Source organism: Mycobacterium shigaense (assembly GCF_002356315.1).
Classification (GTDB): domain Bacteria; phylum Actinomycetota; class Actinomycetes; order Mycobacteriales; family Mycobacteriaceae; genus Mycobacterium; species Mycobacterium shigaense.
This window is the reverse complement of record NZ_AP018164.1, coordinates 2,599,122-2,615,117: the sequence shown is the minus strand read 5'-3', so window position 1 is coordinate 2,615,117 and position 15,996 is coordinate 2,599,122. Positions and strand designations below refer to the sequence as shown.

At 66.9% G+C, this 15,996-nt stretch carries 12 protein-coding genes and 2 pseudogenes; 9 read left to right on the top strand and 5 right to left on the bottom strand.

The features are described from left to right. The first annotated feature begins 66 nt into the window (after positions 1-66). Positions 67-1,027, top strand: a pseudogene (locus MSG_RS26150) (TIGR03560 family F420-dependent LLM class oxidoreductase). A 12-nt stretch (positions 1,028-1,039) separates the two neighbouring features. Here MSG_RS26150 and MSG_RS12090 read toward each other — a convergent pair. Beyond that, entirely contained in the window at positions 1,040-1,726 is a 687-nt protein-coding gene (locus tag MSG_RS12090; protein WP_096439897.1) for a GAF and ANTAR domain-containing protein, read from the bottom strand. A 276-nt stretch (positions 1,727-2,002) separates the two neighbouring features. On the opposite strand from MSG_RS12090, the gene MSG_RS12085 reads away from it, so the two are divergent. Next, positions 2,003-2,443, top strand: coding sequence for a flavin reductase family protein (locus MSG_RS12085; protein WP_373421219.1), 441 nt, complete (start codon positions 2,003-2,005; stop codon positions 2,441-2,443). A 3-nt stretch (positions 2,444-2,446) separates the two neighbouring features. Next, the gene (locus MSG_RS12080; protein WP_096439893.1) at positions 2,447-3,205 is read left to right on the top strand and encodes a pyrimidine reductase family protein; all 759 of its coding nucleotides are present in this window, start codon (positions 2,447-2,449) and stop codon (positions 3,203-3,205) included. 25 nt (positions 3,206-3,230) lie between these two features. Here MSG_RS12080 and MSG_RS25580 read toward each other — a convergent pair. Further along, a pseudogene (locus MSG_RS25580) lies at positions 3,231-3,353 on the bottom strand (polyketide cyclase); the annotation flags it as partial. A gap of 186 nt (positions 3,354-3,539) precedes the next feature. Between MSG_RS25580 and MSG_RS12070 the strand changes: the two are divergent. Further along, entirely contained in the window at positions 3,540-3,881 is a 342-nt protein-coding gene (locus MSG_RS12070) for a hypothetical protein (protein ID WP_096439891.1), read from the top strand. A gap of 216 nt (positions 3,882-4,097) precedes the next feature. Next, positions 4,098-5,909: a serine/threonine protein kinase PknE gene (locus tag MSG_RS12065; protein ID WP_096439889.1), complete on the top strand. Its 1,812-nt coding sequence runs from the start codon at positions 4,098-4,100 to the stop codon at positions 5,907-5,909. A gap of 23 nt (positions 5,910-5,932) precedes the next feature. Here MSG_RS12065 and MSG_RS12060 read toward each other — a convergent pair whose 3' ends face one another. Next, positions 5,933-7,672, bottom strand: a complete 1,740-nt coding sequence (locus MSG_RS12060) for a cyclic nucleotide-binding and patatin-like phospholipase domain-containing protein (RefSeq protein ID WP_096444404.1) — start codon at positions 7,670-7,672, stop codon at positions 5,933-5,935. Between the two features lie 689 nt (positions 7,673-8,361). Between MSG_RS12060 and MSG_RS12055 the strand changes: the two genes are divergently transcribed. The 3 genes from MSG_RS12055 (at position 8,362) to MSG_RS12045 (ending at position 11,537) form a co-directional block, all read left to right on the top strand. Next, entirely contained in the window at positions 8,362-9,441 is a 1,080-nt protein-coding gene (locus MSG_RS12055) for an adenylate/guanylate cyclase domain-containing protein (RefSeq protein WP_232011229.1), read from the top strand. Between the two features lie 32 nt (positions 9,442-9,473). After that, positions 9,474-9,806, top strand: a complete 333-nt coding sequence (locus MSG_RS12050) for a hypothetical protein (RefSeq protein WP_096439885.1) — start codon at positions 9,474-9,476, stop codon at positions 9,804-9,806. A 198-nt stretch (positions 9,807-10,004) separates the two neighbouring features. Then, positions 10,005-11,537, top strand: coding sequence for a serine/threonine-protein kinase (locus MSG_RS12045; protein ID WP_096439883.1), 1,533 nt, complete (start codon positions 10,005-10,007; stop codon positions 11,535-11,537). On the opposite strand, the gene MSG_RS12040 is transcribed toward MSG_RS12045, so the two are convergent. Then, positions 11,538-12,683, bottom strand: coding sequence for a hypothetical protein (locus MSG_RS12040; protein ID WP_105886906.1), 1,146 nt, complete (start codon positions 12,681-12,683; stop codon positions 11,538-11,540). 138 nt (positions 12,684-12,821) lie between these two features. Beyond that, positions 12,822-14,999 (bottom strand): glutamine synthetase III family protein, encoded by a 2,178-nt coding sequence (locus MSG_RS12035; protein ID WP_096439880.1) that lies wholly within the window; start codon positions 14,997-14,999, stop codon positions 12,822-12,824. Positions 15,000-15,309: 310 nt separating this feature from the next. Between MSG_RS12035 and MSG_RS12030 the strand changes: the two genes are divergently transcribed. Then, a complete protein-coding gene (locus tag MSG_RS12030) occupies positions 15,310-15,996 on the top strand; it encodes a cysteine peptidase family C39 domain-containing protein (RefSeq protein WP_096439878.1) in 687 nt (228 codons plus the stop codon).

Here is a 15,996-nt window from a genome sequence, read left to right as displayed (position 1 = left end):
GCTGCCTCGGCATATCCGGGACCCGGTTGCCGTCGACGGAACGCCCATCGCCGCGAGGAGCACCCCATGGAATGCAGGATCTTCACCGATCCCAGTAACGGCGCCGGCTACGACGACCTGCTCCAATCGGCGCGATTGGCCGTGGAATTCGGATGCGCGGGGTTCTTCCTGTCCGACCACTACGTGCCCTTCGCGGGCGACGGTCGGCCGGGCCCGACGGACGTGTGGACGACGTTTGCCGGGCTGGCGCGCGAAACTCGCGCATTCGGCTCGGATCGTTAGTCTCCTCGGTCACCTTCCGTCACCCGGGACCGCTCGCCATCGTCGTTGCCCAAGTGGACGCGATGAGCCGCGGGCGCATCGAGTTCGGTCTTGGCGCCGGCTATTTCGAGCCCGAACACCGCGCCTACGGCATTCCGTTCCCGGCCGTCGGCGAGCGGTTCGACCGGATGGGCGAGGCACTGGAACTCATCACCGGTTTGTGGCAATCACCCGACGGGCAGCGCTACTCGTTTTCCGGGCGGCACCATCAGCTGCGCGATTCGCCGGCCTTGCCCAAACCGTGGCAGATCCCGCGGCCGCCGATCATTCTGGACGGTACCGGCAAAAAGCGTACGCCCGCGCTGGCGGCCCGGTTCGCCGACGAATTCAACCTGCAGACCAGCCGGCGCCGCGCGCCAGGCGAACATCACCGAGATGAACTCAAGGCCCAGGACGTCGCCGGCCAGATCCGGCTGGTGCGATCGGCCGCAACGCCGCCGAGATCGTCTTCTCGATGAGTGCGCTTGTCGGAGTGGGACACACGGCCGGGCCAGCCGCCGCGGCCCTCGATTCGCGGCACTACGATTCCCAAATCTTCGACGGCACCACGTTGTCGGGCTCACCGGCTCAGATCGTCGACCAGCTCGGACCCTACGCCGAGCTGGGGATCACGCGGGTCTATCTGCGTGCGCCCCGTATGCAGGCGCTGGCGGGCAATTTCGAATTGTTCGCGACCGAGGTCCTCCCCCGGCTCGCCGCCGCGTGAGCGACAACGCGCTCAGCTGTTGCGGGTTTCGATGACCTTCTCCGCGACGAGGCTCAGCCGCGTGTTCGATTCCTGGGACAACTGCTGCAGCATTTCGAAGGCACGCACGTCGTCGACGCCGTAGCGCTCCATGATCATGCCCTTGGCCTGCCCGATCCGGTCCCTGGTCAACAGCGCCGACTGCAGGTGCTTGCCCTCCAGGCTGGCCGCGACCGCCGCGGCCGCGTGGGCGGCCAGCACCATCCCGATGGTTTCCGATTCGCTGTCCCACGCGTGCGGTTGGAAGCCGAACAGGTTCAGTGCGCCGGCCGTGCGGTCCGCGGTGTACAGCTTCAAGGACAGTCCGCTGAGGACCCCGAGCTCCACGACGGCCGGACCGTACTGCGGCCAGCGCGGCTCAGCGCGGAAATCGTCGGTGCGCACCAGTGTTTCCTTCAGCGCGGCCTGCATACATGGCCCCTCGCCGAACCTTTCCTGCAACGCATCGAGTTCATGCGGCAGGCTGGAGGTGCCGGCCAGCGACTCGAAGTTGCCTCCCTTCTTGATCAGCAGGATCCCCGCGGCGTCCACCCCGGCGATCAGCTCGACCGCCGCGGCGGTGACCGCGGACAGCACGTCGTTGATCCCCCGCGGCACGGCAATACTGCGGGACAACTCGGCCATTCGCTGCGCCAGGTGATGTTGTTCGAGCGGTTGCATTGACCTCGCTCCCGTTAGTCGGTTCGCAACAAGGAGTTCCCCAAATCCGCCGACAGACACCTCTTGCGTGCGCGTCGTCGGCGCGTGTGACAGGCACCGCGGTGTGCCACCGAGCTCCACTACCCGACCATGCGCCGCCTGAACGGAACGAATGTTACGAACTTGCGGCGATTGCCGCCGACAGGATTCCAATCGGCACCGAATGGGAAGACAGAGCGGGTGGCAGGGGCGGGCTCAGACGCGTTCGAAAAGCTTGTTGCACTACTCGACTACCCGATGTTCGTGGTCACCACCCATTCCGACGGCGTCGCGGCGGGTTGTCTGGTGGGCTTCGCCAGTCAAACCAGCATCAATCCGCCGCGGTTCCTGGTCGGCCTGTCAACGAAGAACCACACGTTCCGGGTGGCGTCCGGTGCCACGCACCTGGGAGTGCACGTGTTCGGCACCGAACATCTCGAGCTCGTTGCGCTGTTCGGCAGCGAAACCGGAGACAGCGTCAACAAGTTCGAGCGCTGCAGCTGGCATCCGGGTCCTGCGCAGACGCCCATCCTCGACGACGCGGCCGCGTGGTTCGCCGGCAGAATTCTCGAACGTTTCTCGCTCGGAGACCACGTCGGGCATCTGCTGGAACCCGAGGGCGGCAGCCCGCCGCAAGAATTGGAACACTGGGTGTCTTTTGGCGACGTCCGCCACTTGGAACCGGGCCACGAGGCCTGATCGATGCCCAAACCCCATTTGCGCCGTCAACAGACGGGCACGGTACCTGCGACCCCGCACATCGGCGTTGTCCGCGACGTCGACGAACTTGCCTCCTTCTACGCCCGGCCGCGAAAGGGCGTGCGGGTCAACATGATCTTCAGCGCCGACGGGGCCGCCGCCTTCGCCGGGCGCGCCGGCCCGTTGTCGAGTGCCATCGATCAGGAGCTGCTGAAAATCCTGCGGGGCTTCGCCGATGTCGTGCTGGTGGGTGCCGGCACCGCGCGTGCCGAGGATTACGGCCCGGTACAGCTCACCGAGACCCAACGAGGCATGCGCCACCGCGACGGGCGCGCCAAGCCGCCACCGATCGCGGTGATCAGCCAGACCGGTGAATTGCCGCCCAAGCTGCTCAGCAGGCCCGACCAGCCGGCGCTGCTGGTGACCAGCGCCGTGGCCGCGGCACGGCACCACCGCGCCGGCACTCAACCGTGCGGGGTCCTGGTCGCGGGCGAGAAATCCGTGGACGTGGTGCGGGCCGTGGCGTTGCTGGGCAATCACGGCTTGTGCCGCGTCTTGTGCGAGGGCGGACCGACCCTGCTCGACGAGCTGGTGCAAAGCGACGCGGTGGACGAGATGTGCGTGACGCTCGCCCCCAAGCTCGCCGCGCACCAACCGACCGGAACCCGATCGCAGTCGTCACGATTGCCCGCTCCCACCACGTTGCGGCTGGAACACGCGCTGGTCTGCGACGACTACCTGTTCGTGAAGTACTGCCGGTAGCGCACGGACGGCCGTCAGCCCCGCGATAACCCCGGCGGGCGGTGCGATCGAGAATGCCCAGCGTGGCCCACGGCGCGCCCTCGGATATCACCGGAAAGGTCATGACTTCCCGCCACGTCGGGTCGATATTCGACCAGTCGTAGATTGATGGGTGCGGCCTGCTCTGCGACGCGCCACCTGGCTTGTCAGCGACGCGGCATAGCGCTCGAATCGCGCACTCGGCATTGCTGTGCCACCGTGGATGTACACCCTGCGCCGAAGCGCCTGCCCGACACCACCATTAGCGGAGTCGGCGTCCGGTCTCTCGCAGGCACCGAGGAGGACCATCGACCAGGTGAGCACGTCAGACGACGAGAACGACTACCGCAACTTGGCGGTTAAGGAACTGCGGCCCAACGAAATTGGCTGGGCGCTGAACCATGACGCCGTGCACGGGATCGCCTATGCGTTCAAGAATCCCGTTGCCGTCGTCGATTCAGGCGATGATCCCGACGACGAGCGCAAAACCTACCTGATCCGGGTGCGTCGTGACGACTTGGCCGCGGCGCTGCGCAAAATCAACGAATGGGTCGCCGAAAACCCGGGCCCGGCCGGGATGCACGCGTACGGGTTCGTCCGGGCACTGTCGCGCGAAGGGCTCAGCGAGCGTAAGACCGGCGACGAGGAACATCGCTAGTCTGCGGGCGCGATCCGCATACCGCCCTCGCCCTGAGACGTTGCGGTGAGTTATTTGCTGGGATTCTCCTATTCACCATGTTCCGCGATTGCCGCAACCATTAGCCTTATCCCTGGCACGCCAGGTGCGTATTCGTTTCCGGCGCAGGCGATGGCCGGGGGCGCGAGAGTGCTTCTAGTCGGATCGCGGCACGCGGTTGGCGGTGAGGAGTCGGCGATGGGTGATTCGGACGCGGATTCGCGGGAGGGTTCGCAGTTCGGGCCGTACCTGCTGCGGCGGCTGGTCGGCCGCGGTGGCATGGGCGATGTCTACGAGGCCGAAGACACCAGGCGCGAGCGGATCGTGGCGCTGAAGTTGATGTCGCGGACGCTGTCCAACGATCCCGTTTTCCGCGCCCGCATGCAGCGCGAGGCGCGCACCGCGGGGCGGCTGCAGGAACCACACGTCGTGCCGATTCACGATTTCGGCGAGATCGACGGCCAGCTCTATGTGGACATGCGCCTGATCGAGGGCTCGGACGTGGCGACGCTGCTGAATCGCTCCGGGCCGCTGACCCCGCCGCGGGCGGTGGCGATCGTACGACAAGTCGGCTCGGCCCTCGACGCCGCGCACGCCGCCGGGGTACTGCATCGCGACGTCAAGCCGGAAAACATTCTGGTGAGCAAGGACGATTTCGCCTACCTCGTCGATTTCGGCATCGCCAGCGCCGCCTCCGACGAAAAACTCACCCAGATCGGCACGACCGTCGGCACATTCAAGTACATGGCCCCCGAGCGGTTCAGCGAGGCCGAGGTCACCTACCGGGCCGACATCTACGCGTTGGCCTGCGTCCTGTACGAGTGCCTGACGGGTGTGCCCCCGTATCAGGGTGACCAAGTATCGGTGATCGGAATGCACATCAACCAGGCGGTCCCGCGGCCCAGCGTCACGCGGCCGGGTATTTCCGCCGCCTTCGACGCCGTGATCGCCCGCGGCATGGCCAAAGATCCCGCGGACCGCTACGCCAGCTGCGGCGACCTGTCGGCGGCCGCCTATGCGGCGCTGGCCAGCCGCGACCAGGATCGCGCCACCGACATTCTGGAGCGCAGCCAGGCGGCCGGTCCATCCGCCGTATATGCCGGCCAGCCGCCCGGCGGGTTCACGCCGGTACCGCCGGCGATGGCAGCCCAGTCCCCGCCGCACGGCCCGGTGTGGCCCCCGACGGCCACCGGTGCGCCCGGGGGGCCCCTGCCGCAACCGACGGGATGGCCGGGCGTTCCCGGCTGGGGCGCGGGCGATCCGGGCACCGCAGGTGCACCGGCATGGGGCCAACTTCCGCCGCGGCGGCGGCGCAATCCCTGGCCGTGGGTGGCCGTTGCGGCCACTGTCGTGGTGGCGCTTGTGGGCGTGGCGCTGGTCGTTGCCCATCCGTTGCAGCCGTCGTCCACGCCGCGGTCGACCACGCCCCCGCCGCCTCCGCCGGATGCGGTTGCCTTGCGCGTCCTCGACGACGGCGTGTACGTGGGCAGCTCGGCGGCGCCGACCACGATCGACATTTTCAACGAACCCATGTGCCCGCCGTGCGGCAGCTTCATCAGGTCCAACGCGAACGACATCGAGACCGCGGTCGACAACAAGAAGCTCGCGGTGCGCTATCACCTACTCGACTTCCTCGACGACAAGTCGCGCAGCAAGAACTACTCGACGCGAGCGGTGGCGGCCACCTATTGCGTGGCGGGCCAGAACGACCCGAAGATCTACATGGCTTTCTACGCAGGCATATTCGCGAGCGACTTCCAGCCGCAGGAGAACGCGCCCGAAGACCGCACCGACGGCGAGTTGGCCAATCTGGCCAAGACCGTGGGGAGCGATGCCAACGTGATCAGCTGCATCAAGTCCGGGCAGGACGTCAGCAGCGGCAAAGCCAAGTCCGAGGCAGGCGACGCGACGTTATCCGGATTCAACGCCAATGGCACGCCGTTCGTATGGGACGGCACCAAGCAGGTGAACTACCAGGATCCGACCTGGCTCACCAAGCTGCTGGGGTGATTGCCAGCCGAGGATTCGGCGACTCAGCCGACCAGGTTTGGCTGCGCTTCCAACACCGCGCGGGTGGCCTTGCGCCCGACCTCGAGGGCGGCCTCGAGCTTCTTGAAGTCCAGCGGACCGATCGCGGAGATGTCCGGCCTGATAATCGCCGCGATGCGGGGAAGTTCGTTCAGGTTGCCGTTGGAAGCCGCGAGGTCGACCGTGCGAAGCAGCGTCTCTTGCAGCGGCGGCAGTGCCTCGTCGGTGCCGGTCAGCACCCGTCGGACCAGCCCGGGAGGCTGAAGGATCGCGGGCAGCAGCCCAAACCCCTTCGACGGCAGGAACTCTCGGCGCAGATCCACGCAGATGACCTCGCCATCACGGTCGGCGGACATCACATCGGCCGGAAGGTTGTTCAACAATCCGCCGTCTATTAGCAGTCGCTCGCCATGCTGTACCGGCGGCAGCAGACCCGGGATCGAGATCGAGGCGCGTACCGCGAGCGACAACGGCCCGCGGCGATGAATGATCTGCTCGCCGGCGATCATGTCGGTGGAGACCGAGAAGAATCCTCGAGGCAGATGCTCGATCAGGGCACCGCCGAAGAACTCTCGCACGAGTCGGTCGATGCGTCCGCCGCGGGTGAGCGCTATCGCAGGCAGCGTGTAATCGCCGAGGGGACTGACGTTTCCGATGGACTTGCGGACCGCTTCCGTCGCCTCGGCTGCCTCCATCCCCAACGCGAAGGCCGCCGCGGCGATGGCGCCCGCGCTCGTCCCGCCGAACCGGTCGATGATGATTCCGGCCCGGGTGAGTTCCTCGTAGACGCCGAAGTGCGCAAGCCCCCGGGCGCCGCCGCCGGCCAGCACCAGACCCAAGGAGCGGCCGGCGATCCTGCGAGCCAGGGCCGCGATCCCGTTCTCGTCGCGGCAGTGATGCGACACCGGCTCCATCAGATCCCACCATGCGGGGTCCGCCTCGGTCATGGTGACCAGATGGACGGGGCCCTGGGTTTTGGGCCGGGCGAGATCCTTCGGCGGGTGCGCCTGATTCACCAGGATCACGAGTCGATCGCATTGCGCGACAACGTATCGCCGCCAAAGATCGCCGGACCCGCGGTCGGCGATCACCAAAACCCAGTCGTTGCTGCGTTCGGCACGATCGAGGGTCTCGCTGAACGCCTCGACGAGTTCCGCGTGAGCGGCAACCGTGGCGGTGGTCTCGACGGGCGGCGAGACCACCGCGGCGCGGCCGTACGCTTGCAACCGAGCCGCGACCGCTTCGACGACCGGGGCCGCCGCGGCGCCGCCGGTCGACAAGATCCCGACCACCCGCGGATTCTGAGAAATGTTGACAGAGCGCGACTCTCGCAGCATCTGCGCCATCGCCCGCAGCATCGCCGACTGCAACCGCGGGGTTTTCGCGAGCACGTCGGAGAACGTGTCGGCGGCGATTCTCCACACCACACCGTCGCGGAGCGCTCGCACGCCGGCCGATCGGGCGGCACCGGCGATGAGGCCCAGATCTCCGATCGAGTCGCCGGAGGCCATCTCGCGGAACACTTCACCGTCGGCTCCGACGGCCGCGAATCGCCCGGAGTCGATCACATAGATCGCATCCGACGGCTCCCCGATCCGAAAAAGCCATTCATTGGCCGTGATGTGCTGGCGATCAACGGCACTCGCGAGTTGGTCGAGTTGTTCATTCTCGATCTCGGCAAGTAGCGGGAGATTCCGCAGCGCGGTTCGCGCGTCGGTCGCACGCCAATCGCGGTTTGCGGTCATGAAGTGGCCGACATACGGCGCCATACTCCCGAGGCAGGATCCGGCGCAATGCCGCACCGGTCCGCAAAATGGTTTGCTGATCGCATACTCGTTCTTCCCTGGCGGTTCACGGAGTCGGAGGTGTCGGTGAGGAGTTTATCGGCCGACCGCTGCCCCTGTTCGAAAACTTCGCTGGTTCCACGGCGAACTATTGCCCGTTTGCTGCCGCGATCGCAGCAGGGCGGTGAGCAATTCGCCCGCCAATACTACCGATAATGCGGTGACCGAATCTTTCTGGGGCAGAGAGAAAACCAAACGCCGTATGGACCGCCGGCGAGTCCGAATTCGGTAGGACCGATGTCGCCGCCGGTTAACCGGAAAGTCACCCGCGCTTACGGCGACGGAGGCCATATCGCCAATTCGCGAACTGGCCCGGGGCTTTCCGGTAATGTCCGCAACATCATCAACCGCCGCCACGAAGGGCAGCCGGGACCTCCGATGACCTGCCGATCACCGGGGCCACAGGAGGTCTGCGCAACGGGAAGGCCAGCAGACGTCTAACGATCGGCGAACCAGCGCCCGAGCGTTGGCATTAACCGCCTCGGGGTCACAGGTGCTGACGGGCGCCGCCGGCCCCGGCTGGCGCCGCGTCGGGACCGCCTTACCCACGCAACTGCATCACCGAGACGACGGCTAATAACGGGGCAATGATGACTTCTCCTTCTCAGATGCCGGGTCGGCACTCCGACGAGCCGATGGGCTTCCTCATCGTCAACGACGGCGGCTCTGAGCGAAATGTGCCGATTTACGACCAGATGTTCGTCGGCCGCGAATGCGCGGGTATCAACGAGTCTCGGCGCCTGGTGATCCGCGATCCCGAGATCTCGCGTAACCACCTCGAGGTTCGGCTGGATGCCGTCGCCGATCAGGCGTTCGTCATCGATACGAGCACCAACGGGACCCTGCTCAACGGGATGCGGCTCGAGCGCGCCGTGCCGCGACCGATCAGGCCCGGCGACGAAATCCGGATCGGTGATGTCGCGATGACATTCCACTCGCAGCGCTTCACCGCGGTCGAGCCCGCCGAGATGCCGGGTGTCACCCGCACGCGGATCAGCCAAACCGCGATGGTGATGGTGGTCGGCGACATCGTCAACTATTCAACGATTTCCGAGGTCACCGACGAGCAGGTCATCGCGCAGAGCCTGCACACGCTGTGGCATGAAGTCGGCGGCGTTTTGCAGGCTCATCGAGGCACGCTCAACCACTACGCCGGCGATGCGATCTTCGCGATCTGGGAAGCAAACCGGTTCCCGGATGCCGGGCAGCGCGCGATCGATTTCGCGCTGGCCGCCAACGCGCTCGTCGACACGCTCGGTCCGCGATTGCCGCTGCGCAGCCCCGATGGTTCGCCGATCCGCATGGGTTGGGGTGTGGTGGTCGGCACGGTTGCGCTGGCCGCCATGACCCGATCGGTGGAGGCGGTCATCGGCGACTCGACCAACGTCGCGTTCCGGTTGTCCGGCCTGGCCGGACGCCAGGGCCGCGCCTCGGTGATGGCGACCACCGGTGTTCGGCGCACGGCGGAGGCGCACTTCGTGTGGGGCGAGGGCGAGCAGGTCGAGCTCAAGGGCCGGCGGGGCAAGGAAACGGTCTTTCCCGTGCTGGGCCGGCAGACGGTCGGCTCGGACACCGCGCCCGGCAGAAGCGATGTCGTCACCCAAGACGTCGTGCGGCCAGAGGTGGATTCCGAGCCGGCCGCGCACACGCCTGTCCGCAACCGCGACTGAGTCGGTTGGCCTTTCCCGTCGGGAGATCAACGATGAATCTCGGAACCTCCCGGGCGCAACCCCACCCGAGCGACGCGGGCGCTCCCCCCGGCCGCGGCGGATTCGGCGAGCGGCCATCGGCCGCGGCACCGGCGGCTGGCGATCCGCCACGCGTTCCCGGGATCGCCGAAACCCTGATGCGGACGATGATGATGGGCAGCGGGCCGCCGGCGGCGACGACGCTTGCGGCGGCCGACGCCGTGATCCGGCCGAGTACGCGCGGCGTCGGGCTGCTGGAATTCCACCAGATCGGCCAAGCCCGCGAGGCCTCCCGGGTCGCCACCCGGCAGGCGCTGCCCCGGATACTGGCGCTGCTGCAGCGCTGAAAGTGCCGACAGGACGAAAGATGTTGTGGCATAGCATGATTAGGCGACATCTCGCCGAACCCGGCTCCATCGTCGGCGGCCCGGGCAATGCTGCCTTGCCGGTGCAAGCAGGGCCACACCACGACGACCCCGCGCACGCGGCTCAGATGTTGTACTTTTCCTGCGATGATCGACGAGGCGCGATCTAAGGAGTGGGCGATGAGCGGCGCGGAAGGCTCGCGGCTGGGGACGACCTTCGGTCCCTATCACCTCAAACGGCTGCTGGGCCGCGGCGGGATGGGCGAGGTCTACGAAGCCGAGCACACGATCAAAGAGTGGACGGTCGCGCTCAAGCTGATGTCGCGCGCGTTCAGCCAGGATCCTGTGTTTCGCAAGCGGATGGAACGTGAGGCACGCATCACCGGCCGGCTGCTGGAACCCCATGTCGTGCCGATCCACGACTACGGCGAAATCGACGGTCAACTGTTCTTGGAGATGCGCCTCATCGAGGGCATCGATCTGGGCAGCCTGCTGGAAAAGGAGGGGGCGCTTCCCGCGCCGCGGGCGGTGGCGATCATCCACCAGATCGCCGCGGCCCTCGATGCCGCGCACGCCGCCGGGGTGACACACCGCGACGTGAAGCCGCAGAACATCCTGATCACCAGCAGCGACTTCGCCTATCTGGTCGACTTCGGGATAGCAAGCGCGAAAACCGACGAGAAGCTCACCCAACTCGGCACCGCGGTCGGCACGTGGAAATACATGGCGCCAGAACGGTTTTCGAATGGTGAGGTGACCGCCCGCGCCGACGTCTACGCGTTGGCCTGCGTGCTCTACGAATGCCTGACCGGGGCCGCGCCCTACCGCGCCGACAACACCGGGGTACTGATTACCTCGCACCTGATGGAGCCGGTACCCAAGCCGAGCGCCTCGGGGCCGGGAATTCCCCCGGCGTTCGATGCCGTCATCGAACGCGGCATGGCGAAAAACCCGGACGACCGGTACGAGAGCGCCGGTGCCCTGGCGGCCGCCGCCCACGAGGCGCTCAGCAACACCGATCAACACAAGGCCAGTACCATCCTGCGGCACAGCGACACCGCGATCCGGCCGATCACCGGCGCCCAGGCGCACGCCGCGGCACTACCCACAGAGCCCGCGCCGCCGCGGCAACGTCACCGCTGGCCGATCGTCGCGGCCGTCGTCGCCTTCGCCGGGGGCGTCGGTTCCTGGTTTCTCCAATCGCCGTCCGGCGATCAGTCAGCGACGAGCACGGTGGCGCCGCGGGAGAAAGCCGCAGCGCGGTCCGGCCAGGGAACCGGCGATGACGAATCCAAACTGCTGAGCCTGCTCCCGTCCGGCTATGCCAGCGGCGCCTGCACACCGGCCCCGCCCGATCCGGGCAGCCTCTGGGTCGGCGCGGTGACGATGGTGACGTGCGGCCCGAACACCCAGCCCGGCGGCCCGACCCGCGCAACCTACGGGCTATTCCCGGATCTCGACAGTATGAAGAGAGCCTTCGACGCCGACGTCGCGAACCTCAGCCTGACGGACTGCCCCGGCGAGGGAAAGTCGCCCGCTCCTTGGCAACCCAACGGAGCCTCCACCGTGACGGGCGGCATGATCGCGTGTGGCACTTCCTCCGATCACCCGAGCCTGATCTGGACGTTCGACAAGAAGCTGATGCTCTCCGACGTCGCTGGTGACCAGGGCGCCGTCGCCGACTTACACAAATGGTGGGAGGCCTACAGCTGATCAGCCCCGCAACGGCCGGACCGGCTGCAACTCCGCCGGGTTCTGCGACACGGTCGCGGACAGCCGTTTCAGGATGGCGCTCGGATCGGCCTGCGCGAGGTCGAGTTCGGCGAAGGCGGTCGCGGTGACCCGCACGGCGATCAGGCAGGGCCGAGTTGGTTGACCCCCGCCCGGATCCCGCGCAATGACAACGCCGTTGAACACCACGGCATCGGCGTGCGGCCCGAGCCCGGCAGCCAGAATGGCCGCGAGCGACAGCAACGTGAGCTGCTCAATAGTGCCGGCGTACAACGCTTTTACCTCTGACGACGGCCGCACCGTCGCGACGACGCCGTCCTGGTCCTCGACGTACCGGTACGCCCGGGCTTTCGGGACGACATCGACGGAGGGGAGCTGATATTCGATGACCAATTCGTGCGGCTGCGCGGCATGGGTGACCGTGGCCTGGGTACGGAGCCAGTCGGGCAGCGGCAGGGTCGCCAGGACCGCGTCGACCCGGGCCGCCAGCGCGGCCGCGTCGTCCGCGTCCGGGTCGGGCGGCGCCGCGTCCGGCAGGTGGGCCAGCCCGTCTCGCAGCAGATTGGTCAGCGCACGCACCCGGGCCTCGATCCTGATGTTCTGGGCGTCCACCTGGTCCGACAAGCTGTCGATGCTGTAGATGTCGCTGTCGAGGACGACGCCCTCCGGCCACCGGCTCTGCTGCCACTCGCGGCGACGGGCCAGCTCGGCGGCTCTGGCCCTGGCTTCGGTGGCCAGCACCGCCGCGTACAGCGCCCTGGTCGTTTCGAGCTCCCGGAGACGCTGCTGTTCCCGCTGCGGGTGCCGCACGCGCGCCAGCTGGTACTCGTAGCGGGCCTGTGCCAGCCGCCGTGGGGCGTCGGCCACGCCCCCATAGGGCGGGGCGGCCACGAAGTCGGCGAGCCGCGGGGCGGGCTCGGCGACTTCCAAGTACCGGATCCGCATCGCGCAGACCTCGGAATTTTGGCGGGCCTGGTTGACGGTGTAATACGTCTGCAGCAGCTCACACGCCGAGTCCCAGTTGCTGGTGTCGATCGCGGTGCGCCGCGAAATCCGCCACAGATTCCACAGCAGCTGGTATGTCTCCCACTCCAAGGCACGCCGCCGACCGGTGTCAAATGGCCCCATGTTCTCCCTGAACGGGTGAAATCGATCCGGAGAGAATTTAGCGCGCCGACCGCGAAATGTGCAGTTCCTACATGTCGCCGAAGCGTGGCGGGCCGTGCCGCGCGGGCAACCCCCCGCGGCACGGCCCGCCTGAGTGCCTCACAGGATGTAGAGCAGCTCCTGGTAGGTCGGTAGCGGCCACAAGTCGTCGGCGACAACGCCTTCCAGCGTGTCCGCCGCTTCACGCACCGCCGCCATCGCCGGTAGCAACGCCTTCTGGGCGTGGGTGGCCTCCTCGAGTGCGGACTCCGCGGAGTGATCCGACAGCGCCGCCTTCAGGGTCTCCAGCGCCGCGGACAGGTCGGCAAGCGGGGTCGAAACCGATTCCAGCAGAGCGGTATTCGCCTCCACCCCGGCCTTCTTCAGCGCCGCGACGTTCTGGGCGAGTTCGGTCTGGTACCGGATCGCGGCGGGCAGGACGACCGTGCTCCCGATCTCCAGCGCCAGCTTCGCCTCCACACCGATGGTCAGCGCGTACTGCTCGAGGCGCACCTCGTAACGGCTGTGCAGCTCGCGCTCGTTGAACACACCGTACTTTTCGAAGAGCTCGATCGATTCGGGCTTGATCAGCTCCGGAATGGCGTCCAGCGTGGTCTTGAGGTTGGGCAGTCCGCGCTCGGCGGCTTCGATCTGCCAGTTGTCCGAATAGCCGTCGCCGTTGAAGACCACCGCGCCGTGTTCGGTGATGATCTCGGTCAGCACCTTCTGCACGGCCACATCGAAGTTCTCGCCGTCGGCGACCGCCTTCTCCAGGACGGTGGCCAGGTAGTCGAGGGAGTCCGCCATGATCGTGTTGAGTACGATCAGCGGCACCGCTACCGTCTGCCCGGAACCCGGCGCGCGGAACTCGAACCGGTTACCGGTGAACGCGAACGGGCTGGTGCGGTTGCGGTCGCCCGGGTCGGTCGGCAGCTGTGGCAGGGTGTCGACGCCGATGTGCATGACGCCCTTGCCCTTTGACGAAGTGGCAGCGCCCTTGGCGATCTGCTCGAAGACATCGGCGAGCTGTTCGCCGAGGAAGATCGAGATGATCGCCGGCGGCGCCTCGTTGGCGCCCAGGCGGTGGTCGTTGGTGGCAGAGGCGACCGATACCCGCAGCAGGCCGGAGAATTTGTGCACGGCGCGGATCACGGCCGCGCAGAACACCAGGAACTGCGCGTTTTCGTGCGGGGTGTCGCCCGGCACCAGCAGCGAACCCAGCTCGGAGTTGCCCAGCGAGAAGTTGACGTGCTTACCCGACCCGTTGACGCCGGCGAACGGCTTCTCGTGGAACAGGCATTCCATGCCGTGCTTCTTGGCGATCGTCTTAAACACCGTCATCAGCAGCTGCTGGTGGTCGGAGGCGATGTTGGCCCGCTCGAACATCGGCGCGATCTCGAACTGGCCGGGGGCCACCTCGTTGTGCCGGGTCTTGGCCGGGATGCCCAGTTTGAACAGCTCCCGCTCGGTGTCCATCATGAAGCCCAAGACCCGCTCGGGCACCGCACCGAAGTAGTGGTCGTCGAACTCCTGACCCTTGGGCGGCTTGGCGCCGAACAGCGTGCGGCCGGCGTTGATCAGGTCGGGGCGGGCCAGGAAGAAGTGCCGGTCGACCAGGAAGTACTCCTGCTCCGGCCCGCAGAACGACACCACGTGGTTGAGGTCCTTGTGGCCGAACAACTTCAGCACCCGCTCGGCGTGCGTGCCCATGGCCTGCTGGCTGCGCAACAGCGGCGTCTTGTAGTCCAGCGCCTCACCGGTCATCGACACGAACACCGTCGGGATGCACAGCGTGTTGCCGTTCGGGTTCTCCAGGATGTAGGCCGGGCTGGTGACGTCCCAGCCGGTGTAGCCGCGCGCCTCAAAGGTGCTGCGGAGCCCACCCGACGGGAAGCTGGAGGCGTCCGGTTCGCCCTGGATCAGGGTCTTGCCGGCGAACTCGGCAAGGGTCTGCCCATCGGAGACGGGCTCGAGAAAACTGTCGTGCTTTTCCGCCGTCAGGCCCGTCATCGGGTAGAACACGTGGGCGTAGTGCGTGGCGCCCTTCTCCAGCGCCCAGTCCTTCATGGCCACCGCGACCGTGTCGGCGACCGCCGGGTCCAGCTTGGCGCCTTTCTCGATGGTCGCCACCACGGACTTGTACACGGCCTTGGGTAGCCGTGCTTGCATCTCGGCCTTGGTGAAGACGTTCGACCCGAAGACTTCGCCGGGTGCTTCACCGGGAACGAAGCTGACGGCCGGGGGGAGGTACGCCTCGACGTTGGTGATCGCCTGCAGGCGGGCTGCATTTCCGCTCAATGGAGTTCCTATCGCTATGGGGATCCGACCCTCGAGGAAGGTGGACCGCCCCACCTTAGGAAGCTTCGATGCCGATTTTGTTACGTCGGCGTCAACGCTGCGCTGCATCCGTTGCGAATGTGGATCGCGGCTCAACTAGCGCGGCCCAACTAAGGATCCGGATCTCGCCCGTCTCGTCGCGGCAACGGGTCGGCGCGTTTCCCCGAATTTTCGGTGCTCGTCCCGTTTAATGATCGGCGTAGGGCGACTCGAGGGCCTTCTTCTCAAGACAGCGGCATGCCGCGGCGGCGGCTCGAGAACAAGGACGCCCATGACCAGCACTGTGCAGACCGGCTTTGCCGCGGCGGCGCGCCTCACGTCGGGAGCAGCTCCGTTGTGGGGCTGCATCGTTGCTGCGGCGGTGGCTTTCGCCTCCGCCGTGCACGCCAACCCGGGGCCGCCCGCGCCGGACGCCGACCACGACTCCGGGATGTACGGGGACCCGGCCGGCGCGGCACGATATTGGCATCAGCAGCAGTGGTCGGATTGCGGCGAGATGGCCGTTGCCGACGTTGCCGGCGAACTCACCAGCCGTCAGCCCACCGAATCCCAGATCACCGCCGTGGCCGAACACACCCCCAGCACAGTCGGTTCCGGGCCCATGTGGCGGCCGGTGGGCAACACCGACATCCGGGATCTGCCCGCGCTGCTCTGGCACTACTGGATCACCGCGGACAACGTGCAGACCACGACCGCGGCGCTGGAACAGGCGTTGGCCGAAAAGCGCAAGGTCATCGCGCTCGTCAACGCCGAAACCATCTGGCGCCGGCCGGGCAACCGCGCCGCCGCGAATCATTTCGTCGTCGTCACCGGCATCGATACGAAAGACGGTGTGGTGCACCTAAATGACAGCGGCATCAAGACCGGCCGCGACGAGCGGGTCGCCCTGGCCACCTTCGAGCAGGCGTGGGCACCCAACCACAATTCGGCCATCGTGACACGGACCGTGAAAAAATAG

Bases quoted from the DNA above. Each gene is read 5' to 3' on its own strand.
- MSG_RS12090 (WP_096439897.1), bottom strand. From the start codon at position 1,726: ATGCAACCGCTCGAACAACATCACCTGGCGCAGCGAATGGCCGAGTTG.
- MSG_RS12085 (WP_373421219.1), top strand. From the start codon at position 2,003: ATGTTCGTGGTCACCACCCATTCCGACGGCGTCGCGGCGGGTTGTCTG.
- MSG_RS12080 (WP_096439893.1), top strand. From the start codon at position 2,447: ATGCCCAAACCCCATTTGCGCCGTCAACAGACGGGCACGGTACCTGCG.
- MSG_RS12065 (WP_096439889.1), top strand. From the start codon at position 4,098: ATGGGTGATTCGGACGCGGATTCGCGGGAGGGTTCGCAGTTCGGGCCG.
- MSG_RS12060 (WP_096444404.1), bottom strand. From the start codon at position 7,672: ATGACCGCAAACCGCGATTGGCGTGCGACCGACGCGCGAACCGCGCTG.
- MSG_RS12055 (WP_232011229.1), top strand. From the start codon at position 8,362: ATGACTTCTCCTTCTCAGATGCCGGGTCGGCACTCCGACGAGCCGATG.
- MSG_RS12050 (WP_096439885.1), top strand. From the start codon at position 9,474: ATGAATCTCGGAACCTCCCGGGCGCAACCCCACCCGAGCGACGCGGGC.
- MSG_RS12045 (WP_096439883.1), top strand. From the start codon at position 10,005: ATGAGCGGCGCGGAAGGCTCGCGGCTGGGGACGACCTTCGGTCCCTAT.
- MSG_RS12040 (WP_105886906.1), bottom strand. From the start codon at position 12,683: ATGGGGCCATTTGACACCGGTCGGCGGCGTGCCTTGGAGTGGGAGACA.
- MSG_RS12030 (WP_096439878.1), top strand. From the start codon at position 15,310: ATGACCAGCACTGTGCAGACCGGCTTTGCCGCGGCGGCGCGCCTCACG.